Origin of the sequence: Streptomyces sp. NPDC048192 (assembly GCF_043202415.1) — a bacterium.
GTDB lineage: Bacteria > Actinomycetota > Actinomycetes > Streptomycetales > Streptomycetaceae > Streptomyces.
The window spans coordinates 1-22,805 of record NZ_JBIDAL010000001.1; the positions used below are offsets into that span (position 1 = coordinate 1).

Consider the following 22,805-nt stretch of genomic DNA (forward strand, 5'->3'; position numbering starts at 1 on the left):
GGACCAAGACCGCCGACGAGATCCTTAAGTCCCTCGCCGACTACCTCGCGAGGATCACCCCACCCAACAGCCAAACCAAGACCGACTAACCCTCGCGATTTCTGGCGCAGCACACTAGTGCTGTGGCCGGAAAGGCGCGCCGGTGGAGCCCTTCCGGTCGCAGCACGGGCGTGCGGCCAGGGCCTGTACGGCAATGCGCATCGTTGTCCGGGGGACGGCGGCGCGGTGCTCAGGCCCTCGTACTGGAGGTACCAGGGTCCGGGGCGGGCGCGGCGAGTGGGGGGCGCCTGCCACGCCCTCGAGGCAGTGGGGGGCTAGGGGGCCGGTGCGGCTCCCGGGGCCCGGTCCTGGCCGCCGCGCTGGTGCGGGATCGCCACCGTGCCCTGGTGCAGCGCCACCGTGCGGGCGGGGGCCGGGATGGAGATGCCCTCCTCGCGGTAGCGGCGGTGCAGGCGTTTGATGAACTCGTGCTTGATGCGGTACTGGTCGCTGAACTCGCCGACGCCGAGGATCACCGTGAAGCCGATCCGGGAATCGCCGAAGGTGTGGAAGCGGATGGCGGGCTCGTGGTCGGGGACGGCGCCCTCGACCTCGCGCATGGTCTGCGCGACGACCTCCGCCGTGACCCGCTCCACGTGCTCCAGGTCGGCGTCGTAGCCCACCCCCACCTGCACCAGCACGGTGAGCCGCTGCTCGGGGTGCGTGTAGTTGGTCATGTTGGCCTTGGCGAGCTGGCCGTTGGGGATGACCACCAGGTTGTTGGACAGCTGGCGGACCGTCGTCTGGCGCCAGTTGATGTCGACGACGTAACCCTCCTCGCCGGTGCCGAGGCGGATGTAGTCGCCCGGCTGGACCGTCTTGGAGGCGAGGATGTGGATGCCCGCGAACAGGTTGGCGAGGGTGTCCTGGAGGGCGAGGGCGACCGCCAGACCGCCGACGCCGAGGGCGGTGAGCAGGGGCGCGATGGAGATGCCGAGGGTCTGCAGGACCACCAGGAAGCCGATCGCCAGGACCAGCACCCGGGTGATGTTCACGAAGATCGTCGCCGAGCCCGCCACGCCCGAGCGGGACTGGGTCACCGTGCGGACCAGGCCGGCGATCACCCGGGCCGCGGACAGGGTCACCACGAGGATCAGCCACACCTGAAGGACCTGGTCGACGTGGTGCTGCACGGTGCGGGTCAGCGGCAGCACCACCGCGGCCGCCGCCGCGCCGCCCGCGATCGCCGCCCAGGGGACGACCGAGCGCAGCGCGTCCACGATGACGTCGTCCCCGCTCCAGCGGGTCCGCTTGGCGTGTTTGGCGAGCCAGCGCAGCAGGGTGCGGGAGCAGAAGGCGAGAAGCAGGCCCGCCGCGACGGAGATGCCGGCGACGACGAGGTCGTCCAGGGTCAGCGCGCGGTTCACCGGTCACCTCCGGGGCGGGCCGCAGCTGCGGAGTTGTGAAGTCTCGTCACGGTGTCACCTGCTCGATGTGCGGAATGTGCGATCGCGCCGGGCCGGGAGAACTCCGGTGACCGGCGCGACCGTTCATCCTGCCGTATCCGGAACACCGGTTCGCACCCGGACCGGTGTCCTTCGGACAGCCGGATCGGACACCGTCCTCGGCGCGTTCGGCGTAGCAGCACGGGGAGCGGAGGCGTTGTCAGTGCCGTCTGCGACAGTGGAGCGCGTGACAGACACGAACCACGCGCTGACCGGGCTGGACTCCGTCGACTGGGCCGCCCTGCAGCACGCCTACGGCCCGGCCGGTGACGTTCCCGGGCAGCTGCGCGCCCTGTGCTCCCCGGACCCCGCCGAGCGGCACAAGGCGCTGGACGACCTGTACGGCAACATCTTCCACCAGGGCAGCCGCTACCCGGCGAGCGCGGCGGCGGTGCCGTTCCTGGCGCGGATGGCGGCCGACCCCGCGCTGCCCGGCACGCCGGAGACACTGGAGCTGCTGGCGTCCCTCGCCATCGGCTACGACGAGGCGCACCTGCCCGCCGGCGTGGCCATAGCCGACTGGCGGCGCGAGGTCGAGGAGTTCCTCGCCCGCGACCCCGAGGAGATACGCGCCGAGCTCGACGCCTGGGTGGAGGCGGCGGCCGACGAGGGCGAGCGGCGCAGCCGGGACTTCCGGCGCAGCATGTTCGACCACGAACGCCAGTGCGAGTCGGCACAGGCGGAACTCGGCGCGTACGACGCGGTGCGCCGCGAACTGCCCGGCCTGCTCCCCCTGCTGGACGACGCGGAGCCGGCCGTGCGGACCGCCACCGCGTATCTGCTGGCCTGGTTCCCCGAGGAGGCCGGAGAGACGCTGCCGCGTCTGCTGCGGCTGCTGGACGCCGAGCGCGAACCGGTCGTGCTGGCCACCGCCCTGGTCGCCGCCGGGCTGCTGGGCGGCGGAGACCTCGTCGGCCGGCTCCGGGCCTTCCTCACGGCCCGGGAACAGGTGGTGCGCTGGGCGGCGGCCACCGCGCTGGCCCGGCTCGGGGCCGCGGGCGCCGCGGACGCCGTGAGCGTGGAGGTGCTCACGGAACTCGCGGCCGTCGAGGACGAGGTACCGGGCACCGGTTCGCTCCGGGTTCCCTTCCACGAGGGCGACCTGCGGGGCTGCGCCGCCGCCTCGCTCGTGCTGCTCGCCGACCGGTTCCCCGGCGAGGCGCTGGACGCGGTCACCGGCGCGCTGGCCGGCACCTCCGGTCCGGCGTCCTTCCCGGTCGCCGAGGCCGCGCTGCGGCTGGCATTCGGCGCGCCGGGGCAGGGCGGAGTCGGGGCGTTCGAGGAGCTGGGCGAGGGGCAGCGGCGTCTGGTGCGGGTGCTCGCCGGCCTCGGCAAGGAGACCTGGCAGTGGGTGAACCTGCTGGCCCTGGTGCGTTCCTGGGGGCTGCCCACCCCGCGCGACGCCCTGCGTGCCTACGCGGGGCTGCCCGCGGAGGAGGGGGTGGCGCAGGGCTGAGGGGCGGGGGCGGCGGGCCGGGGGTTCACAGGTCCGTGAACGACCCGTGCCGGCCGGCCCCGGAGGCGAACCGGGCGGCTCCCTCGGCGCCTTCGGCCAGCACGGCCCTTCCGTACCGGAGTTCGCCGCGCAGCGCCGTCTCCTCGTCCAGGCCCTCCTGGTCGAGGACCGACGCCCGGTCGCCGCGCAGGCACGCCTGCGGGAAGCGGGCGATCCGCGCCGCCAGCGCCTCGGCCTCGGCGCGGGCGCGTCCCGTGGGCACCACACGGTTGGCGAGCCCGATCTCGTACGCCTCGCGGGCCGGCACCGGCCGGCCGGTGAGGATCATGTCCATGGCCCGGCTCGTGCCGATCAGCCGGGGCAGCCGTACCGTCCCGCCGTCGATCAGCGGCACGCCCCAGCGGCGGCAGAACACCCCGAACACGGCGTCCTCCTCCGCGACCCGCAGATCGCACCACAGAGCCAGCTCCAGACCGCCCGCCACCGCGTGCCCGGCGACGGCGGCGATCACCGGCTTGGACAGCCGCATCCGCGTCGGCCCCATCGGCCCGTCACCGTCCTCGGCCACCCGGTTGCCGCGTCCGGTGCCGATCGCCTTCAGGTCCGCGCCCGCGCAGAAGGTGCCGCCCTCCCCCCACAGCACCGCCACCCTCGCGCCGTCGTCGGCCTCGAACTCCCGGAAGGCGTCGGCGAGTTCGGCGGCCGTCGGCCCGTCCACCGCGTTGCGCGCGGCCGGCCGGGACAGTACGACCGTGGTGACGTGCTCCGTGCGCTCGACGCGGACCGGCATGGGAAGCCCTCCTCGGTTCGGCTGGTGAGGCCACTGTGCCTCAGATGACCTTGAACCGGAGCAGCGCCCCCAGCGTCAGAGCCCCCGGCAGCAGCGGCACCCACACGGTGATGATGCGGTAGGCGAGGACCACCGCCGTGGCCACCGCGGCCGGACCGCCCACCGCGACCAGGGCCACGATCAGCGCCGCCTCCACCGACCCCAGGCCGCCCGGGGTGGGCACCAGCGCCACGGCGACGGTCGCCGCGAGGTAGGCGAGCGCCATGTGCGCCACCGGCACCGGCAGCCGCAGCGCCTGTCCGACCGCGGCGAGGCCGGCCGCCTGCAGCGCGGGGAATGCCAGCGACCCGCCCCACAGGGCCAGGGCACGGCAGGGCCGGGCGTGCACCGAGCGCGCCTCGCCGAGGGCGTCCCGCAGGAACGCCCCCACCCGCCGGCGCAGCGGCCGTACGGCAGCGGCACCGGCCGCCGTCACCGCCAGCAGGCCGGCCGCGCCGAGCAGCAGCGGCAGCGCCGAGCCGTCCGGCAGCAGGGGGCCGAGCCGCAGCGCGCCGGGGAAGGCGAGCAGCAGCGCGGTCAGCAGGCCGAGCCGGCCCACCGACTCGGCCAGCAGATACAGGGCGAGCGCCGCCGATGAGCGGGCGAGCGGCACCCCGCACACGGTCATGAACCGCAAGTTCACCGCGCCCGCGCCGAGTCCCGTGGGCAGCAGGTGGTTGGCGGAGGCGGCCGCGAACTGGGTGGCCAGCAGCCGGGCCTTCGGCAGCGGCTGCACCACCGCGCCCTGACGGGTGAACGCGGCGGCCACCCAGGTCAGGCAGGTGGCGCCGGCCGCCGCCAGCAGCCACGGCCAGGAGGCGGTGCGCAGCTGGCCGAAGCCCTCGGCGAGCAGCGAGCGGTTGCGCACGGCGGCCACGGCGACCAGCGCGAGCGGCACCAGGCACAGCACCTGGCGGACGGGGACGCGACGGGGGAGTCGTCCCCGGGGCGGGGGAAACGGGACGGCAGTCACATCGGGAGAGGTTCTCCACGCGCTCCCAACTGCGGGTGAAATGTTGCCGACCTTGACCTCAACGAAGCTTGAGGTTCTACGTTCTCTCCCATGAGTATGGAGACCACCGCCTGGATGCAGCTGCACAGCGTGATGAACGCGCAGTCCGAGGGCCGCCCGTTCGCCCGCGCCACGCTGCGCCGCATCGCCGCCTTCGCCCGCCCGCACCGCGCGGGCATCGTCCGCTTCGTCCTGCTCGGGGTGGTGACGGCCCTGCTCGCCGTGGCGACCCCCATGCTCGCCGGCCGCGTCGTCGACGCGATCGTGGCGGGGCACGACTCCGGGACGGTGATCAGGCTCTCCCTGCTCATCGCGCTCGTCGCCCTCGCCGAGGCGGGGCTCGGCATCCTCGGGCGCCGGCTGTCGGCGACGCTCGGGGAGGGGCTGATCCTCGATCTCAGAACGGCTGTGTTCGATCATGTGCAGCGCATGCCGGTCGCGTTCTTCACACGGACACGTACGGGCGCGCTCGTCAGCCGGCTCAACAACGACGTGATCGGCGCCCAGCGGGCGTTCGCCAACACCCTCTCCGGCGTGGTCAGCAACCTGGTCACGCTGCTGCTCACGCTGGCCGTGATGCTCACCCTGTCCTGGCAGATCACGCTGCTGGCGCTGGCGCTGCTGCCGGTGTTCGTGCTGCCGGCCCGCCGCATGGGCAGCCGGATGGCCCGGATGCAGCGGGAGGCGGCGGCGCTGAACGCGGCCATGGGCACCCGGATGACCGAGCGCTTCTCCGCGCCCGGCGCCACCCTGGTCAAGCTGTTCGGCCGCCCCGAGGAGGAGTCCGCGGAGTTCGCGGCCCGCGCCGCCCGCGTCCGCGACATCGGGGTGCGCACGGCCACCGCCCAGTCCGTCTTCATCACCGCCCTGACCCTGGTCTCCGCCCTCGCCCTGGCCCTCGTCTACGGCCTCGGCGGCTGGTTCGCGCTGCACGGCACCCTGCAGGCCGGCGCGGTGGTCTCCCTCGCCCTGCTGCTGACCCGGCTGTACGCCCCGCTCACCGCGCTCGCCGGCGCCCGGGTGGAGGTGATGAGCGCGCTCGTCAGCTTCGAGCGGGTCTTCGAGGTGCTCGACCTCGAGCCGCTCATCGAGGAGAAGCCGGACGCCCGCGAGGTCCCCGAGGGCCCGGTCGCCGTCGAGTTCGACGACGTCCGCTTCTCCTACCCCGCCGCCGACCAGGTCTCCCTCGCCTCCCTGGAGGAGGTCGCCGCCCTCGACACCCGCGGCGGCAGCGAGGTCCTGCACGGCATCTCCTTCCGCGCCGACCCCGGCGAGACCGTCGCCCTCGTCGGCTCCTCCGGCGCCGGGAAGTCGACCATCGCCCAGCTGCTGCCGCGCCTGTACGACGTCGACGCGGGCGCGGTCCGCATCGGCGGCACCGACGTCCGCGACCTGACCGCCGCGTCCCTGCGCGGCACGGTCGGCCTGGTCACCCAGGACGGCCATCTCTTCCACGACACGGTCCGCGCCAACCTGCTGCTGGCCAGGCCGGACGCCACGGACGACGACCTGTGGGACGCGCTCGGCCGGGCCCGGCTCGCCGAGGTCGTGCGGTCCCTGCCCGACGGTCTCGACACGGTGGTCGGCGAGCGCGGCTACCGGCTCTCCGGCGGGGAACGCCAGCGGATGACCATCGCCCGCCTCCTGCTGGCCCGGCAGCGCGTGGTCGTCCTGGACGAGGCCACCGCGCACCTGGACAACACCTCGGAGGCCGCCGTGCAGGAGGCCCTGACGGAGGCGCTGGAGGGGCGCACGGCCGTGGTGATCGCCCACCGGCTGTCCACGGTCCGGGCGGCGGACCGGATCCTGGTCGTGGAGGCGGGACGGATCGTGGAACGGGGCACGCACGAGGAGCTGTTGGCGCTCCAGGGGCGGTACGCGGAGCTGTACCGGACGCAGTTCGCGGACACCGGCGAAGCCGCGGCGGCGGTGGCCGAGGCGCCGTCGGTCTGAGCGGGGCGGGGCGGTCCAGGGAGCCGGGTCGGTGCCGCACCTCTTGACTCCACTGGTCCGTACCTTTAGTTTCACGCCTTAATCAAAGCCGGTGCACAGCTCAATACGCATGCGGTGCACCGGCGTTGAGCCGCATCCCCCCACGCGAAAGGCCACCTCCTCATGGCCAGACCCCTCCCCGCGGCGGTCTCCCTCGGCGTCCTCGCGCTCTCCGCCGGACTGCTCACCGCTTCCCCCGCCCACGCCGCCACCGGCGCCATCACCGGGCTCGCCGGCAAGTGCCTCGACGTCGCCGGGGCCGACTCCGCCGACGGCACGCCCGTCCAGCTCTACGACTGCAACGGCACCAGTGCCCAGCAGTGGACCGTCGGCAGCGACGGCACCATCCGGGCGCTGGGCAAGTGCCTCGACGTGACCGGGAATTCGACCGCCGACGGCGCCAAGGTGCAGCTGTGGAGCTGTACCGGCGGCGCGAACCAGAAGTGGACCGTCACCGCCGCGCACGACATCGTCAACCCGCAGGCCGACAAGTGCCTGGACGTCACGGACAACAACTCCGCCAACGGCGCCCGGACACAGATCTGGACCTGCACCGGAGGCGCCAACCAGAAGTGGACCGCGCCCGCGGCCGGCGGCGGCACACCGGCCGCGCCGATGGCCGTCGCGCCGTACCTCTACAACGGCTGGGGCAGCCCGCCCGACCCCACGACCATCACCCGGGCCACCGGCGTGAAGTGGTTCACCCTCGCCTTCGTGCTCAGCAACGGCTACTGCAACCCCCAGTGGGACGGCAGCCGCCCGCTGACCGGCGGCGTCGACCAGCAGACCGTCACCACCGTGCGGGCGAACGGCGGTGACGTCATCCCGTCCTTCGGCGGCTACAGCGGCAACAAGCTGGAGAGCTCCTGCTCCAGCGCCGGAGAACTCGCCGGCGCGTACCAGAAGGTGATCAACGCCTACGGCCTGAAGGCGATCGACATCGACATCGAGGCCGACGCCTACGGCAGCGCGACCGTGCAGCAGCGGACCGTGGACGCGCTGAAGACCGTGAAGGCGAACAACCGCGGTCTGAAGGTGTACATCACGATGGGCACCGGGCAGAGCGGCCCCGACACCAGCCTCATCAACCGCGCCGCGTCCTCCGGGCTGACCGCGGACGCCTGGGCCATCATGCCGTTCGACTTCGGCGGCGCCGGCCAGAACATGGGCAACCTCACCACGCAGGCCGCCGAGGGCCTGAAGAACGCGCTGAAGAACGCCTACCACTACAGCGACGACCAGGCCTACCGGGACATGGGCATCTCGTCCATGAACGGCGTCACCGACGACAACGAGACCGTCACGGTGAACGACTTCCGGACCATCCTCGCCTACGCCCAGGCCCACCACCTCGCCCGGCTCACCTTCTGGTCCGCCAACCGCGACCGGCCCTGCACCGGCGGCCCCGCCGACAGCTGCTCCGGCGTCAGCCAGTCCGACTGGGACTACACCCGCGTCTTCGCCGGATACACCGGCTGAGAGAGCGCGGGTACGGCACCGGACGTGTGAGGCGCCGCCGCGTGGATACGCGGTCGGGACGGACTCAGGGCCCGTCCGGAAGGCCATCCCTGCCATGACCAGTGAAAACCAGCTTCCCGCCGCATCGGAGATCACCCTCCGTGTCAACGGCAAGCCCCACACCGTGCACGTCGACCACCGGCGTGTCCTGCTCGACCTGCTCCGCGAGGACCTCGGTCTGACCGGGGCGAAGAAAGGCTGCGACCACGGCCAGTGCGGTGCCTGCACCGTGCTGGCCGACGGCCGCCGCGTCAACAGCTGCCTGCAGCTCGCGGTCGCCCTCGACGGCAGCGAGATCACCACCGTCGAGGGCCTCGGCGGCGACGGCGAGGAGCCGCACCCGCTGCAGCGGGCCTTCCTCGACCGCGACGCCTTCCAGTGCGGCTACTGCACCCCGGGGCAGATCTGCTCCGCCATCGGCATGCTCGCCGAGGCCGCGGCCGGACACCCCTCGCACGTCACCGATCCCGCGGCCCCCTCCGGCCGGCCCCACCGGCTGGACCGGAGCGAGATCCGCGAGCGGATGAGCGGCAACCTGTGCCGCTGCGGCGCCTACCCGCGCATCGTCGAGGCGGTCGAGGACGTGATCCGGTGAACGGCTTCGGATACCTCAGGCCCGCCAGTGTCCAGGAAGCCGTGGAGGCGTACACCGCCCACCCCGGCGCCCGCTACCTGGCCGGCGGCACCAACCTGGTCGACCTGATGAAGCTCGGCGTCGAACGCCCCGCCGTCCTCATCGACGTGGGCCGGCTGCCGCTCGGCGGCGTCGAGGAACTGCCCGACGGCTCGCTGCGGGTCGGCGCCACCGTCCGCAACAGCGACCTCGCCGCCGACCCGCGCGTCCGCGACCGCTACCCGGTGCTCTCCCAGGCCCTGCTCGCCGGCGCCTCCGGGCAGCTGCGCAACGCCGCCACCACCGGCGGCAACCTGCTCCAGCGCACCCGCTGCCCCTACTTCCAGGACCTCGGCAAACCCTGCAACAAACGGGAGCCCGGCAGCGGCTGCTCAGCCCGGGAGAGCGTGCACCGCGACCACGCGGTCCTCGGCCACTCCGAGCAGTGCATCGCCACCAACCCGTCCGACATGGCCGTCGCCCTCGCCGCGCTGGACGCCGAGGTCGAGCTGTACGGCACCGACGGCGTACGGCGGCTTCCGGCGGCCGACTTCCACCGGCTGCCCGGCGAGCACCCCGAGCGGGACACCTGGATCCGCCCCGGCGAACTGATCACCGGCGTGCTGCTCCCGGCGGCCACCGCCGGCGTCCCGTCCGCCTACCGCAAGGCCCGTGACCGGGCGTCGTACGCCTTCGCGCTGGCGTCCGTGGCCGTCGTGCTGCGGGTCGCGGACGGCGTCGTCGACCACGCGGGGGTCGCCTTCGGGGGGCTCGCCCACCGGCCCTGGCGGGCCCGGCACACCGAGCTGGCCCTGCTGGGCGCCCCCGCGACCCCCGAGGCCTTCGAGGGAGCCGTCGCCCTGGAACTCGCACACGCCGAACCGCTGCGCGACAACGCCTACAAGGTGCCCCTCGCCCGCAACCTCGCCCTGGACGTCCTGAACCGTCTCACCCCCGCCCCCGCGGCGGCCTGAGCCGACGCAGGAGGAACCATGACCGCCCACCCCCCGGACGAGCACCCCACCCCGCACACCCGGCGCCCCGCCGGCGGCGTCCTCGGCGCCGCCGTCGAGCGGCGGGAAGGATCGCTGAAGGTGGGGGGCAGCGCCCGCTACGCCGGCGAGTACCAGCTGCCCGGCAGGGCGCACGCCTGGCCCGTGCCCGCTGAGGTGGCACGCGGGCGGGTCACCGGCGTCGACACCTCCGCCGCCCTCGCCCTGCCCGGCGTCTTCGACGTGCTCACCCCCGGCGACGCGCCCCGGCTCGCCGAGCCCGAGGACGGCACCCTCGCCGTCCTGCAGAGCCCGGACGTGCCGCACCGGGGCTGGTGCGTGGCCCTCGCCGTCGCCGAGACCCCGGAGGCTGCCCGTGCCGCCGCCCGGGCCGTGCACGTCAGCTACGCCGTCGCACCGCACGATGCCGAGCTGCGCCCCGGCCACCCGGACATCTACGAGCCGGAGGTGGCCAACGCCGGGTTCCCGGGCCGGGTCGAGTTCGGCGACCCGGAGGCCGCCCTGGCCCGCGCCGAGACCCGCGTCGACGTCGTCTACCGGGTGCCCCCGCTGCACAACCACCCCATGGAGCCGCACACCAGCACCGCCCAGTGGGACGGGGACCGGCTCACCGTCTACACCTCCAGCCAGGGCGGCACCACCGTGCGGGAAGTCCTCGCCCACATGTTCCGGATGCCCGAGGAACGCGTCCGCGTGGTCACCGAGCACGTCGGCGGCGGCTTCGGCTCCAAGGGCACCCCGCGCCCCGACGTCGTCCTCGCCGCCCTGGCCGCCCGGCGCACCGGCCGGCCCGTCACCCTCGCCTACCCCCGCCGGTACCTGCCCACCACCGTCGGCCACCGGGCGCCGACCGAGCAGCGGCTGCGCCTCGGCGCGCACGCCGACGGCCGGCTCGCCGCCGTCCTGCACGAGGCCACCACGCACAGCTCCCGCGTGCGGGAGTTCGTCGAGCAGGCCGCGGTGCCGTCCCGCGTCATGTACGCCACCCCGGCCCTGCTCAGCGTCCACCGGGCGGTCCGGCTCGACATCCCCGGGCCGTCCTGGATGCGCGCCCCCGGTGAGGCGCCCGGCATGTACGCCCTGGAATCCGCCCTCGACGAACTCGCCGACGCCCTCGGCATGGACCCGGTGGAGCTGCGGGTGCGCAACGACCCCGACCGGGAACCGGGCAGCGGCAAGCCGTTCAGCAGCCGGCACCTGGTGGAGTGCCTGCACGAGGGCGCCCGCCGCTTCGGCTGGGCCGACCGCGACCCGCGCCCCCGCAGCCGCGCCGAGGGCCCGCTGCTCATCGGCACCGGCGTGGCCGCCGCCACCTACCCGGCCTCGTCCGTCCCGGCCACCGCGGCCGCCCACGCCCTGCCCGACGGCACCTTCACCGTGCGGATCAACGCCACCGACATCGGCACCGGCGCCCGTACCGTCCTCACCCAGATCGCCGCCGACGCCCTCGGCGCGCCCCTCGACCGGGTCCGCACCGAGATCGGGCACAGCGACCTGCCGTCCGCGTGGCTGGCCGGCGGCTCCACCGGCACCGCGTCGTGGGGCTGGGCCGTGCACAAGGCGTGCACCGAACTGGCGTCCCGGCTCGCCGGTCACCCCGGACCGCTGCCCGCCGACGGCCTCGAGACCCGCGCCGACACCGCCGGCGAGGCCGACGCCGACAGCCCCTACGCCCGGCACGCCTTCGGCGCCCAGTTCGCCGAGGTAGCCGTCGACACCGTCACCGGCGAGACCCGGGTGCGCCGGCTGCTCGGCGTCTTCGCCGCCGGGCGCATCCTCAACGCCCGCACCGCGCGCTCCCAGTTCACCGGCGGCATGATCATGGGCCTGGGCATGGCCCTCACCGAGGGCAGCACCCTCGACCCGTTGTTCGGCGACTTCACCGAGGCGGACCTCGCCTCCTACCACGTGCCCGCGCACGCCGACGTCCCCGACGTCGAGGCGCACTGGATCGACGAGGACGACCCGCACCTCAACCCCATGGGCAGCAAGGGCATCGGCGAGATCGGCATCGTCGGCACCGCCGCCGCCATCGGCAACGCCGTCCACCACGCCACCGGCATCCGCTTCCGCGAACTGCCCCTCACCCCCGACCGGATCCTCACCGGCCTGCTGTCCGAGGGGTGAGCGTGACGGGACCCACGTGGGAGTACGAGGGCTACCGGCCGGAGGAGGAACGCCTGCGCGAGTCGCTGTGCACCCTGGGCAACGGCTACTTCGCCACCCGCGGGGCGCTGCCCGAGTGCACCGCCGACGACGTCCACTACCCCGGCACCTATGTGGCCGGCTGCTACGACCGGCTCACCTCCGAGGTCGCCGGACGCCGGATCGAGAACGAGGACATGGTCAACCTCCCCAACTGGCTGCCGCTGCGCTTCCGTCCGGCGGGCGGCGCCTGGCTCACCCCGGACACCGCCCCCGTCACCGAGCACCGGCTCACCCTCCACCTCGACCCGGGCCTGCTGGAGCGCCGTACCAGCTACGGCCTCGACGACGGCGGCGTTCTGCACGTGCGCCAGCTGCGGCTCGTCCACCTCGCCGACCCCCATCTCGCCGCCCTGCGCACGGAGTTCGGCGTCGACGGGCGTGCGGTCGACCTGGAGGTCGAGGCGGCGCTCGACGGACGCGTCACCAACTCCGGCGTGGCCCGCTACCGCGACCTGGACGGCCGGCACCTCACCCAGGTGCGGACCGGCCTCGCCGAACACGGCGCGATGTGGCTGCGCTGCCACACCCGCACCTCCCGCACCGAGTGCGCGCTGGCCGCCCGGATGACCGCGGACGCGCCCGTGGCGACGGGCCAGGAGGACCAGCGCGCCGTCCAGCACGTGCGGCTGCGCCCGGCGCCCGGCGCCTGCGTCACCCTCGACAAGACCGTCGCCCTGCACACCTCGCACGACCCCGCCATCGGCGACCCGCTGGAGGCCGCCGTCGACCGCGTCGGCGCCGCCCCCGGCTTCGACGACCTGCTGGAGTCCCACGCCAGGGCCTGGGAGCAGCTGTGGCGGCGCACCGCGCTGGAGGTCCCGGGCGAGGCGGGCGCCATCCTGCGCCTGCACCTGTTCCACGTGCTGCAGACCCTCTCCCCGCACACCGCCGACCTCGACGTCGGTGTCCCCGCGCGCGGACTGCACGGCGAGGCTTACCGCGGCCACGTCTTCTGGGACGAGCTGTTCGTCCTGCCCTACCTGAACCTGCACCTGCCCGAGGTCTCCCACGCCCTGCTCCACTACCGGCACCGGCGACTGGACGCCGCCTGCCGCGCGGCCCGCGCGACCGGCCGGCGCGGCGCCCTGTATCCGTGGCAGAGCGGCAGCGACGGACGCGAGGAGGCCCAGGAGGTCCACCTCAACCCCCGCTCCGGCCGCTGGGTGCCGGACCACTCCCGGCTCCAGCACCACGTCGGCTCGGCGGTGGCGTACAACATCTGGCAGTACTGCGAGGCCACCGGCGACACCGACTTCCTGCACGGCGAGGGCGCCGAGATGCTGCTGCAGATCGCCCGCTTCTGGGCGGACTCGGCCGGCTACGACGAACACCTCGGCCGGTACCGGATCCGGGGGGTGATGGGCCCCGACGAATACCACGACGCCTATCCCGGCGCGCCCCGGCCGGGCCTGGACGACAACGCGTACACCAACGTCACCGCCGCCTGGGTGCTCGCCCGCGCCCTCGACCTGCTCCGCATCCTGCCCGAGCCGCGCCGCCGCGAACTCGGCCAGAGCACCGGCCTGGAACAGGACGAACCCGCCCGCTGGGAGGAGATCTCCCGCACCCTCCACGTCCCCTTCCACGACGGGGTGATCAGCCAATTCGAGGGCTACGGCGACCTCGCCGAGCTGGACTGGGACGCCTACCGCAAGCGGTACCGGGACATCCGGCGCCTGGACCGGATCCTGGAGGCCGAGGGCGACAGCGTCAACCGGTACAAGGCGTCCAAGCAGGCCGACGTCCTCATGCTCGGCTACCTCTTCTCCGCGCCCGAACTCCGCTCCCTCTTCCGCCGGCTGGGCCACCGCCTCGACGAGCGGCTGTGGACCGCGACCGTCGACCACTACCTGCACCGCACCAGCCACGGCTCCACCCTCAGCGGCCTGGTCCACGGCTGGATCCTGACCCGCGCCCGCCGCACCGACGCCTGGGCGTTCGTCCAGGAGGCGCTGCGCGGCGACATCGCCGACCTGCAGGGCGGCACCACCGGCGAGGGCATCCACCTCGGCGCCATGGCCGGCACCCTCGACCTCGTCCAGCGCGGACTGACCGGCCTGGAGACCCGCGACGGCGCCCTGTGCCTTGACCCGGTACCGCTGCCCGAACTCTCCTCCTACGGCTTCCGCATCCGCTACCACGGCCACTGGGGCGTCCACCTCCGGCTGCGCAGCGGCCTGCTGGAGATCTCCGTGCCGGACTCCGACCGCGCCCCCATCGACGTCTGCCTGCGCGACCGGGTGGTCCCGGTGAGCCCCGGCGAATCCGCCCGCCTGGTGGTACCGGACGCGGCCGCTCAGCCTTCGGCCACCGGGTAGCGGTGCACGGGCGGCAACACCGGCCACACCGTGTCCAGGACAGCCGGCCTCAGGGACCCGCTCGCAGCTCAGCCTTGCCAGTCACCGATACGGTCCCAGAACAGGACGATGACCGCGAGGACGACGTGATACTTGCTCAGCCTGTCCGCCTGTGCCGCGGTTTCCTGCATGAGACGGACTCCGCCCTCGCGATTGAGCTGGTGCCCGATCGACCTGAGTTCGACCGCGTGGCTGATCCACTCCGGCGGAGCTTCGCCACTGGAGAGGACGGCGTCGAGGTGGCGCCAGTCCGTGGACAGTGTTTTCTGCTCTTCGGTCAGTTCGCCGTAACGCACTTGGCCGGCATCCACGAGCTCGGCGATGCGGCGCGCGATCTGCGCTCGCCGTTCTTCGCTTCCCGTGCATGCGGAGGGATCGCTCAGGCTGCTGGAGAGCGGGCTGGACGGCCGTGGACGTTCGTCCACCGGAACGATCTCCACGTTCGAGGAGTCGACCAGGTTCTTCGCTCCGCACGACGGACATCTGGTCAGGGTCCGGTTCTGATACCGCACCCCGTCCGCCCATCGGTGCGCGCAGCGTCCGCAGCCGATCCAGACCAGGAAATTGTCGACCGTGCCCTGCCTGGCCAGATCGACACTGTGCGGGTTTCCGGCGAGCGAGCCGGCGGGAACCTGGTATTCCGCGGATCCGGTGTCCATCTGCCAGGGGCGCAGCTTCTCGAGATAAAGCCCGTCGATGTCCAGGCCCCATGCGCCGTCCGGTGTCTCCACCACGATGTAGTACAGCCTCCGGTCGACGTGTTCGTTGCGGAGGAAGGCTTTCGCCCGCTCCGCGTCGGAGCCGGCGAGGGTCAGATAACTCGCCTGTCCGTGGCATTCCACTCCGCGCACCGTCAATCCGGCTTCAGCCACCCTGCGTTTCCAGTGGTCCATGGCCGCTTGGTCGGGGAAAGTGATTCCCTTTCCGTCCGGTGTCGGCCTCGGCGTCACCACCGGCGCGGCTGGTGCCGAGGATCGTTCGGTAGCTGGGTTGTCCTTCGCGTGCCGCTTGAACAAGGCCATCACCTGATGGTACAGCCCGGCCCGCGAGAGAGCTCTCCCCAACCGCGCGGCGGAACACGGCACTTGGCGCGGAGGAACGGCGAAGTTCCCGGTGTTTCAGGCGCCCGAGTGGATGTAGGCCGCCCAGCGGCTGGGCAGCGCGGGAGCCGTGTCGCGCAGCTCGCACACCGCGCGGTGCAAGGCCTGCGCCGCCCGGACCGGTTCGGGCGGTGTCGTGCGGTGGGCGGTGAGCTCGGTGTAGAAATCCCTGGCGACCGAGAGGGCGGTCCGGTCGTTGATGGGCCAGAGCGTGCCGATCACGCTGCGGTAGCCGGCGAGCTGGAAGGCAGCGGTGAGGTGGGTCGCCTCGTCCGCCTGCTCCTGACTGGTGTCGGTGGTGCTGCAGGCGGACAGGTAGGCCAGTCGGGCGTGCTGGAGATTCAGGCGCGTGATGGTGTGCAGTGTCAGCGGATCGGTCGCGTGGTCGTGCAGCAGCAGCCGGCTGGCGGACGGGTCGTGCAGGTTGGCGTAGCCGTGACAGGCGAGGTGGACGATGCCGTGCCGGCGCAGTACCTCGATCACGGCAGCACGACGTGCTGTGGCGCCGGCGGCCGGCAGCACCACCGCTTCGGGGATGAATTCCCGTACGAGGTCGGCTTCCTCGCGGGCGCCGTCCAGCGGGGGACTGCCCGGCGCGTCCGGCACGGCGACGACCAGCGTGGACGGCGTCCCCGGACTGTCGCGCCGCGCATGGGCCAACGCGCGGATGGTGGGCGTGTAGGAGCTGATCACGCGGCCCATCACGGTGTCGGCGTACGGCGGCGCGTCATGGTGACCTGCGGCGTGCAGGGGAAGCATCGTGACCACGCCGACCGGACACCACCACACCCTGGGCCAGGGCCCGCCTTCGGGCGGAGGTCCTGTGCGGCCCAGCCGGCTGAGCACGGGTTCGGTGATGTGGTCCCACGTCCAGGCGAGCACCTCCAGCATGCGCGGCTGTGCGTGGCGCCGTGCTCGCGCGGGCTGCTCCCGGTCGAGGGCGACACCGAGGGCCGTGCGGAACGCTTCCGCCTGCCGCACGACGGTTGCCCTGGTGACACCGGGCAGGTCCACCACAATGACCGGATCGCGCGGATCGTCGCGGACGATCAGGGCATGCGCGCGTGACTCGTCGGCCACTACGGAGACGACCGGGCCCTGGGCGGCGTGACGGCAGAGATCGGTGATGGGTGTGGGTTTCTGGAATCCGGCCAGGCCGGGCCGCCGGCGGATCTCTTCGACGAGTTCGTCCCATTGCCGGCTCAGTGTCGCGCGGCGGGCGGCGAGTTCGCGCGGGTGTCGTCCCGTGGCGTCGCGGTGTTCACTGAAGGAGGGCAGCGTCGTCTCGTGATCGGCCGCGTTGATGTCGTCGCGGATCTGCTGGAACCGGGGCAGCAGATCGGGCGCCGCCCGGCGCAGTTCGGCGACGTCCTCACGCGTGTCCAGCGTTCCCGCGAAGACCACGCCACGGGTCTGTTCGAGCAGTTCCACCGCGTGCCCGGGCCGGCCCACCGCGATGGCGACCGCCGCGGCCGTGGCAGGCAGCCTGTGCGCGGCGCTGACCCGGTGCTCCCGGTCGGCGCGGTCGACGTCGCGCAGACCCAGTTGGGGCAGCAGTTCCACTGCGAGCCGGATCATCGTGATCGCGTGCCGCCCCCTGGCCAACTGGAGATCCGCGTGGGCTGCTCTCTGCGCCGCAGCGATGCGTTGGCTCGCCGTCGCTGCGCCCATCCTGGCGATCGCGGCATTCGTGGTGACGAATTCGCGCAGTGAAACGGGATCGTGTGTCCGCTCGAACAACAGGCCCAGCAAATCGCTGAGGTTGGCGAGAGCGGCCGCCCGGTCGGGGTGATCCGGCGGGGTGCCGGCCACCGCCTGCCGTGCGTACTCGGTGGAGTCCTTGAGGTCCCGGACACTGTTCCGGTTCCCGGCGAGGAACACCTCGCGCAGCGCGCCGCTGAGGTGTGACAGGTATCGGCTCCGGGCCGGATGATCCGCGGGAGCGGTCCCGGCCAGGTCGCGCGCGGTCTTGACGGCCTGCTCGAGTACCGCCGGTTCCTTCGACTTGCCGTACTGGAACATCAGCGCCCGGTGGAGCGCATCGAGGCGCGACAGGTAGTCCGGATGGTTCACCGGGGTGGCGGCGACCGCCTTCCGGATGTCCCGCACCGCATGCGTGATCGCTTGCCCGTCGTCCGTGCGGACGGCGAGATGGGTCATCGCACTGCCCAGCACGGCCTGGATCCCGGCCCACTGGGCATCGTCCGCCCGAAGGCCGCCGACCGCTTCCTGTGCCAGCAGCACGGCTTCGCGTGCCATTGCCAGATCGCTGGTCCGTTCGGCGAGAATCCGCGACACGTCCGCCAGGTTCCCCTTGGAGACCGGCAGGTCCTGGCGGGTCCGGGACGCGGCGGCGACCGCTTCACGGCCGACGTCCGCGGCTTCGCGCAGGGCGCCGACGTCGCCGGTCAGCTCGTATCGCCGTTTCAGGGCATGGGCGAGCAGGTTCAACCGGGAGCCGCGGCGCTCGTCGGCCGGGGAGAGATCGGACAAAGTCGCCCGCATGATGCGCAACGCTTCGTCCAGTGTTCCCAGGTCGCCGTCGCGCCCGGACAGAACCCACAGCAGCGACGCGAGATCCGACCGGTACGTGACGAGGTCCGGGTCGTCGGGTTGTGCGCGTTCCACGACCCGGCGGGCCGTCTTGACGGCGTCGCGCAACGTGGGCAGCTCGTCGGTGTGCTGATATTCCAGCTGCAGGGCGGACGCGAGTTGAGCGAGGCAGGCGACCGGAACACCGTTCTCAGGTGAGCCGGCAGTCGGCGGATACGACCACCGCAGGGCCTCTTCCAGCTTCCGCGAGTCGAGATCCGTCGTGGTCGTGAACAGCCGCAGCAGCAGCTGCCGAAGCTCCCGGTGGTACCGGTCGTGGCGCACCTGATCCGGGGGTGTGAGTGTGATCGCCGTCCGGCATGCAGTGATCGCCTCGCGCAACACCGTGACGTCCGCGGTGTGCTCGAACAGGCACAGCAGTGTCTCGGCTGTGTCGGCGAGGCGCTCCGCGCGCGTCGGATGCGTCGCCGACATGCCCTCCAGTTCCCAACGGAGGGTCATGACCTTCTGTCTGAGGCGGAGTTCGTTTTCGTCCATCAGGCCCGGGACCGTGCCAGGATTGTCTTATGGAGGATCTTACGGCGGTGCTGCGGCGAGTCGGCCTGCTGTGCGCGAACCTCGAGTCGGACGCCGAGCTGAGAGACACCATCGAGTGCGCGGGCTTCACCGGTCGCGGCTGGGCCGACCTGGCCGACGCCATCCGGACCGGCTCGCCGGACGCGCTGAGGACGCTGCTCGACGCTGTCGAGGACGCCGCCGAAGCCGCCGGGCTCGATGGGATCACCTACCCGAAGCGGGAATTCCGTCCGCTGCCGAACGTGTCGCCGGCCGGCATCCGGACCGTCAGTGGCTGGCGGTGCCCACACGCGCACCGTTGCGGACGCGTCCACTCCACGGCCGATCCGACGGACACCCGCACGTGCGCGGTCACCGGTGATCCGCTGGCGTGGATCTCGGTGGACATCAGGTGACCTCCTTCCTCGAACAGCTCGGGGCGAAGGTCGTCGACCGGTGGCTCGCCGGCCTGCTGCTCCCCGGACTGCTGTGGCTGTGCTGCGTGGCCGTGGCCGCGCAACTGGGCTGGGAGCACGCGGTCGATCCGCGCGCGGCCCAGCCGCTGCTCCGCCGGCTCGCCGGCGAGCGATCGGGGGCCCAGGCACTGCTCCTGGTGGCGGGCGCCCTGGGTGGCAGTGCAGCCGCCGGGCTGGCCGCCACCGGCCTGGCGACGGTGCTCCGGCGGGCCTGGACCCTGCCCGGTGGCGCCGTGCCCGCGAAGTGGCTTCGGCAGTGGCGCAGGCGCCGTTGGGAGGCGGCCGATCGGCTCGTCACCCAGCAGCGGAACGGCATCCTGGACGCAGCCGAGGCCGGTGCCGAGGACGGCGCCGTCACGGTCGCGCCGCAGTACGGCGAGGCGTTGGCGCGGCGTGACCTGATAGGCCTCGAGCCGGCCGAACGGCCCACCTGGATCGGTGATCGATGGCTCGCGACGGGCATGCGGATCCATCGCGCGTACGGCCTGGATCTGACGGTCGTGTGGCCGCGGCTGTGGGCTTTGGCGCCCGATGCGCTGCGCAACGACATCGCCGTGGCCCAACTGGCCTACCAGGAAGCCAGCATCACCGTGTCCTGGGCGGCTTTCTACGGTGCGGTGGGGCTGTTCTGGGGGCCGGCGTTGATCATCGCCGCCGGTCTCGCCGTGACCGGCACGCTTCAGGCCCGGGACGCCACCGGGAACCTGTGCGAGCTGGTGGAGTCCACCTGCGACCTGTACGGCCGGTCGCTTGCCGAGCAACTCCGGATCGACTGTCCCGAGCGCATGACACCGGAGGCCGGGAAGCGGATCAACGAACATCTTCGCCGAAAGGATCTCCCACCGGGATAGAAGGCCACCGCGGTCAGTACATCCAGTCGCCGATACCGTCCCAGTACAGCTCGATCTGGCGGGCCGCGTCGCGGTGTTCCATGCCCAGTTCCATCACTCGCTGATGCATTTCCTGCATCGCGCGCATCCCGCCCTTCCGGTTGATTTCATGACCGGCCGCCCTGATCTCGGCGACATCGCGGATCCATTCTTCGGGCGACTCGGCCGACAAGGCCACCGAGTCCAGGTAGCGCAGGTTCAGCAGGAGGTTCTTCTGCTCGTCGGAGAGATACGAATACCGCCTCATGCCGGACTCGGCGGCCGCGGCCAGCCGGCGGGCCAGCTGGGTGTCCTCGTCCTCCCGGACATTGCTCCGCGTCGTCAGCCGGACGTCGTTGGCCTCCAGAGTCAGTTTTCGGATGACGTCCAGCGGGCGCAGGTTCTCCCCGCACACCGGGCACCAGATGCTCGGCGGTATTGTGATGTATTCTCCGCATTCCCTGTTCGGGCACATGGTGCTCACCGTGCACCCGGGTTCGAGTGAGCGCAGGGAGAGAACCACGCTCCGCCCGCACTTCGGACAGCTGAGGTCGAAGGGGTCCCGAAGCGGTGCCATCTGGGCGCTGCAGCCGGGGCACGAACCCGGCTGCGGGGGGAAACCGCCCCCCTGGGCTGCGAACCTGTCCTCCAGTTCCTCGTTGACGTGCGGCACCAGCCACTGGCACACGTCACAGACCAGTTCGGCGTCGAACCGGAAGGAAAGCTGCTCGCACGTCGAGCACCTCAGTACCACCTCGCCGTTCCGCCGCACCCGGGAGACGATGTCGGCGACCACGGCCGGGCGTGCTTCGTCCAAGCAGGCCGGGCAGACGGGGCGAACCGCCTCGCACTCCTTGCCGTGATGCGCGAACCGGCATTCTCCCTCGTGTCCGCACGAGCCATCATGCGGTGCGTGCGGGCAGTCCTGCCGCACAGTGACGGAAGGACGCGTCGAGCTGGGACCGGTGTTCCGCAGAAGTGTTTCGGCATCGACGACGGTGCTGTCGTCGTACACCGTACGGAAGACTTCGCTCGTGTACAGGTTCTCGTTCGCCCGCCTTCCCTCCCAGAAGGAAACCCGAAGCCGGAGCCCCATTTTGGAACGCGGCTTCATGATTTTCTTGGCGGAATCCAGGAGCCCGTTCTCCGGCACCTCCACAATCCCGAACGTGCCGTCCACCGGAGTTCCGATGCGCGGGTCGAGCAGATTGGCCCAGTTACCGCCGCCGCGCGGGAGGACTTGAAGGAGATAGGTGTAAACCGGCATTCTCGCAGCGTATCCGACGCGCCCGGCCGACCGGCGGCACTCGCCGCAGATTCCCTGACCGCAAGGCCGCGTTCCCTCGCCGGGCGCCGTACACCGCGCCGGCGATCTCGACGCGGGCGGCCGGCTGGACCACCATGCCAGCAAGGGTGGTTGAAAGAGGAAGGAGCGGTGCGGATGGGCGCGAGCGACGGCCCGCTGCGGGTGCTGGCCGTGGACGACGAGGAACCCGCGCTCGAGGAGCTGCTCTACCTCCTGGAGCGGGATCCCCGGGTCGGCGCCGTGGTGCCCGCGGCCGGGCCCACCGAGGCGCTGCGCCGGCTCGGCCGCGCCGTGGAGGGCGGGCCGGACGGCGCGGAGCGCGTCGACGCCGTCTTCCTCGACATCGACATGCCCGGCCTCGACGGTCTCGAACTGGCGCGTCTAATCGGCGGGTTCGCGGCCCGGCCGCTGATCGTGTTCGTCACCGCGCACGACGACTTCGCGGTCCGCGCCTTCGACCTCAAGGCCGTCGACTACCTCCTCAAGCCCCTGCGCAAGGAACGCGTCGCCGAGGCCGTGCGCCGGGTCGCCGAACTCGTCCGGGCCGGACAGGGTCCCCGGCCGGCCGCCCCGGCCCCGCCCGCGCCCGCCTCCGGCGACCACGTCCCCGTCGAACTGGGCGGGGTGACCCGGTTCGTGCCCATCGCCGACATCACCCATGTCGAGGCCCAGGGCGACTACGCGCGCCTGCACACCCCCCACGGCAGCCACCTGGTGCGCGTCCCGCTGTCCACGCTGGAGGAACAGTGGCGCGCCCGCGGGTTCGTCCGCATCCACCGCAGCCGGCTCGTCGCCCTCGGCCGCATCGAGGAACTCCGCCTCGACGGCGGCAACGTGTCCGTCCGGATCGGCGACCGCCTCCTCGCCGTGAGCCGGCGCAACGCCCGCGAACTGCGCGACCTGCTGACCAGACACGCGGCGGGCAGGGCGCGGTGAGCCGCTCGCCCGTCCGCCGGGTGACGGAGCTGTGGCGATTGCGGTCCGGCCGCTGTCCCGGCACCGGCCCGCTGCGTACACTCGCCGCAGCACAGGGTGATCACCGCGGCGTCGGGGAGTGCGGCATGGGTGCGGAGTCCGTCCCTCGCAGAGAGGTGGTCACCGCACGGCCGCGCCCCGCCGGCGGTACGCCCGCACCCCGCCCCGCGCCCTCCCCGTATCCCCGTTCCTCCCCGCACCCCCGCTCCGAGGCGGCCGCGAGCCGGCTGATACGCCGCCAGCTGCGGGCCGCGCTCACCGCGACCGCCCTCCTCGCGCTCCTGCTCGGCCTGCTCCCCGTCCTGCTGCGGATCCTCCCGCTCGCCGACGCCGCACCCCGCGTCCCCCTGGCCGTCTGGCTGCTGCTCGGCGTGGCGCCGTACCCCGCCCTGCTCGCCATCGGCGTCTGGTACGTGCGCCGCGCCGAACGCAACGAGACCGGCACGGCCGCCGGCACGCCCGCGGAACGCCCCTGACCATGCGCCGACT

General features: G+C 72.7%; 17 protein-coding genes. 11 read left to right on the top strand and 6 right to left on the bottom strand.

What is annotated here, in order from left to right:
- Window positions 1-314: 314 nt before the first annotated feature.
- Window positions 315-1,406: a mechanosensitive ion channel family protein gene (locus ACGFZN_RS00005; RefSeq protein WP_393856137.1), complete on the bottom strand. Its 1,092-nt coding sequence runs from the start codon at window positions 1,404-1,406 to the stop codon at window positions 315-317.
- A gap of 265 nt (window positions 1,407-1,671) precedes the next feature.
- Here ACGFZN_RS00005 and ACGFZN_RS00010 point away from each other — a divergent pair, with 265 nt between their 5' ends.
- Window positions 1,672-2,940 (top strand): HEAT repeat domain-containing protein, encoded by a 1,269-nt coding sequence (locus tag ACGFZN_RS00010; protein ID WP_393856138.1) that lies wholly within the window; start codon window positions 1,672-1,674, stop codon window positions 2,938-2,940.
- A gap of 25 nt (window positions 2,941-2,965) precedes the next feature.
- Here ACGFZN_RS00010 and ACGFZN_RS00015 read toward each other — a convergent pair whose 3' ends face one another.
- Both ACGFZN_RS00015 and ACGFZN_RS00020 read right to left on the bottom strand, forming a co-directional pair.
- The gene (locus tag ACGFZN_RS00015; protein WP_393856139.1) at window positions 2,966-3,730 is read right to left on the bottom strand and encodes a crotonase/enoyl-CoA hydratase family protein; all 765 of its coding nucleotides are present in this window, start codon (window positions 3,728-3,730) and stop codon (window positions 2,966-2,968) included.
- A 40-nt stretch (window positions 3,731-3,770) separates the two neighbouring features.
- The gene (locus ACGFZN_RS00020) at window positions 3,771-4,742 is read right to left on the bottom strand and encodes a YbhN family protein (protein ID WP_393856140.1); all 972 of its coding nucleotides are present in this window, start codon (window positions 4,740-4,742) and stop codon (window positions 3,771-3,773) included.
- Between the two features lie 96 nt (window positions 4,743-4,838).
- Between ACGFZN_RS00020 and ACGFZN_RS00025 the strand changes: the two genes are divergently transcribed.
- From ACGFZN_RS00025 to ACGFZN_RS00050, 6 genes are all read left to right on the top strand, one after another.
- Window positions 4,839-6,734 (top strand): ABC transporter ATP-binding protein, encoded by a 1,896-nt coding sequence (locus ACGFZN_RS00025; protein WP_393856650.1) that lies wholly within the window; start codon window positions 4,839-4,841, stop codon window positions 6,732-6,734.
- Between the two features lie 162 nt (window positions 6,735-6,896).
- Window positions 6,897-8,252 carry a lectin gene (locus tag ACGFZN_RS00030; RefSeq protein WP_393856141.1) on the top strand — a complete coding sequence of 452 codons (1,356 nt, stop codon included), beginning with the start codon at window positions 6,897-6,899 and terminating at the stop codon, window positions 8,250-8,252.
- 94 nt (window positions 8,253-8,346) lie between these two features.
- Window positions 8,347-8,886, top strand: coding sequence for a (2Fe-2S)-binding protein (locus ACGFZN_RS00035; RefSeq protein ID WP_393856142.1), 540 nt, complete (start codon window positions 8,347-8,349; stop codon window positions 8,884-8,886).
- Window positions 8,883-9,878, top strand: coding sequence for an FAD binding domain-containing protein (locus ACGFZN_RS00040; RefSeq protein WP_393856143.1), 996 nt, complete (start codon window positions 8,883-8,885; stop codon window positions 9,876-9,878). Before ACGFZN_RS00035 ends, ACGFZN_RS00040 begins: the two co-directional genes overlap by 4 nt.
- An 18-nt stretch (window positions 9,879-9,896) precedes the next feature.
- Window positions 9,897-12,044, top strand: coding sequence for a xanthine dehydrogenase family protein molybdopterin-binding subunit (locus tag ACGFZN_RS00045; protein ID WP_393856144.1), 2,148 nt, complete (start codon window positions 9,897-9,899; stop codon window positions 12,042-12,044).
- Between the two features lie 2 nt (window positions 12,045-12,046).
- Entirely contained in the window at window positions 12,047-14,443 is a 2,397-nt protein-coding gene (locus ACGFZN_RS00050; protein WP_393856145.1) for a glycoside hydrolase family 65 protein, read from the top strand.
- 68 nt (window positions 14,444-14,511) lie between these two features.
- On the opposite strand, the gene ACGFZN_RS00055 is transcribed toward ACGFZN_RS00050, so the two are convergent.
- Together ACGFZN_RS00055 and ACGFZN_RS00060 are read right to left on the bottom strand one after the other, a co-directional pair.
- On the bottom strand, window positions 14,512-15,504 hold the full coding sequence (locus tag ACGFZN_RS00055) for a hypothetical protein (protein WP_393856146.1): 993 nt from the start codon (window positions 15,502-15,504) through the stop codon (window positions 14,512-14,514).
- 96 nt (window positions 15,505-15,600) lie between these two features.
- Window positions 15,601-18,672, bottom strand: coding sequence for a CHAT domain-containing protein (locus ACGFZN_RS00060; protein ID WP_393856147.1), 3,072 nt, complete (start codon window positions 18,670-18,672; stop codon window positions 15,601-15,603).
- 29 nt (window positions 18,673-18,701) lie between these two features.
- Here ACGFZN_RS00060 and ACGFZN_RS00065 point away from each other — a divergent pair, with 29 nt between their 5' ends.
- Both ACGFZN_RS00065 and ACGFZN_RS00070 read left to right on the top strand, forming a co-directional pair.
- Window positions 18,702-19,106 carry a hypothetical protein gene (locus ACGFZN_RS00065; protein ID WP_393856148.1) on the top strand — a complete coding sequence of 135 codons (405 nt, stop codon included), beginning with the start codon at window positions 18,702-18,704 and terminating at the stop codon, window positions 19,104-19,106.
- Complete coding sequence (locus ACGFZN_RS00070; protein ID WP_393856149.1) at window positions 19,103-20,017, top strand: hypothetical protein; 915 nt, start codon at window positions 19,103-19,105, stop codon at window positions 20,015-20,017. Before ACGFZN_RS00065 ends, ACGFZN_RS00070 begins: the two co-directional genes overlap by 4 nt.
- A gap of 13 nt (window positions 20,018-20,030) precedes the next feature.
- Here ACGFZN_RS00070 and ACGFZN_RS00075 read toward each other — a convergent pair whose 3' ends face one another.
- Window positions 20,031-21,302, bottom strand: coding sequence for a hypothetical protein (locus ACGFZN_RS00075; protein WP_393856150.1), 1,272 nt, complete (start codon window positions 21,300-21,302; stop codon window positions 20,031-20,033).
- A gap of 174 nt (window positions 21,303-21,476) precedes the next feature.
- Here ACGFZN_RS00075 and ACGFZN_RS00080 point away from each other — a divergent pair, with 174 nt between their 5' ends.
- Window positions 21,477-22,277, top strand: a complete 801-nt coding sequence (locus tag ACGFZN_RS00080) for a LytR/AlgR family response regulator transcription factor (RefSeq protein WP_393856151.1) — start codon at window positions 21,477-21,479, stop codon at window positions 22,275-22,277.
- A 125-nt stretch (window positions 22,278-22,402) separates the two neighbouring features.
- On the top strand, window positions 22,403-22,792 hold the full coding sequence (locus ACGFZN_RS00085) for a hypothetical protein (protein WP_393856152.1): 390 nt from the start codon (window positions 22,403-22,405) through the stop codon (window positions 22,790-22,792).
- Window positions 22,793-22,805: the final 13 nt, after the last annotated feature.

What these genes read in the sequence shown, in the direction of transcription:
- ACGFZN_RS00015 (WP_393856139.1), bottom strand. Translation starts at nt 3,730, where the DNA reads ATGCCGGTCCGCGTCGAGCGCACGGAGCACGTCACCACGGTCGTACTG.
- ACGFZN_RS00025 (WP_393856650.1), top strand. Translation starts at nt 4,839, where the DNA reads ATGGAGACCACCGCCTGGATGCAGCTGCACAGCGTGATGAACGCGCAG.
- ACGFZN_RS00030 (WP_393856141.1), top strand. Translation starts at nt 6,897, where the DNA reads ATGGCCAGACCCCTCCCCGCGGCGGTCTCCCTCGGCGTCCTCGCGCTC.
- ACGFZN_RS00035 (WP_393856142.1), top strand. Translation starts at nt 8,347, where the DNA reads ATGACCAGTGAAAACCAGCTTCCCGCCGCATCGGAGATCACCCTCCGT.
- ACGFZN_RS00045 (WP_393856144.1), top strand. Translation starts at nt 9,897, where the DNA reads ATGACCGCCCACCCCCCGGACGAGCACCCCACCCCGCACACCCGGCGC.
- ACGFZN_RS00055 (WP_393856146.1), bottom strand. Translation starts at nt 15,504, where the DNA reads ATGGCCTTGTTCAAGCGGCACGCGAAGGACAACCCAGCTACCGAACGA.
- ACGFZN_RS00060 (WP_393856147.1), bottom strand. Translation starts at nt 18,672, where the DNA reads ATGGACGAAAACGAACTCCGCCTCAGACAGAAGGTCATGACCCTCCGT.
- ACGFZN_RS00065 (WP_393856148.1), top strand. Translation starts at nt 18,702, where the DNA reads ATGGAGGATCTTACGGCGGTGCTGCGGCGAGTCGGCCTGCTGTGCGCG.
- ACGFZN_RS00075 (WP_393856150.1), bottom strand. Translation starts at nt 21,302, where the DNA reads ATGCCGGTTTACACCTATCTCCTTCAAGTCCTCCCGCGCGGCGGCGGT.
- ACGFZN_RS00080 (WP_393856151.1), top strand. Translation starts at nt 21,477, where the DNA reads ATGGGCGCGAGCGACGGCCCGCTGCGGGTGCTGGCCGTGGACGACGAG.
- ACGFZN_RS00085 (WP_393856152.1), top strand. Translation starts at nt 22,403, where the DNA reads ATGGGTGCGGAGTCCGTCCCTCGCAGAGAGGTGGTCACCGCACGGCCG.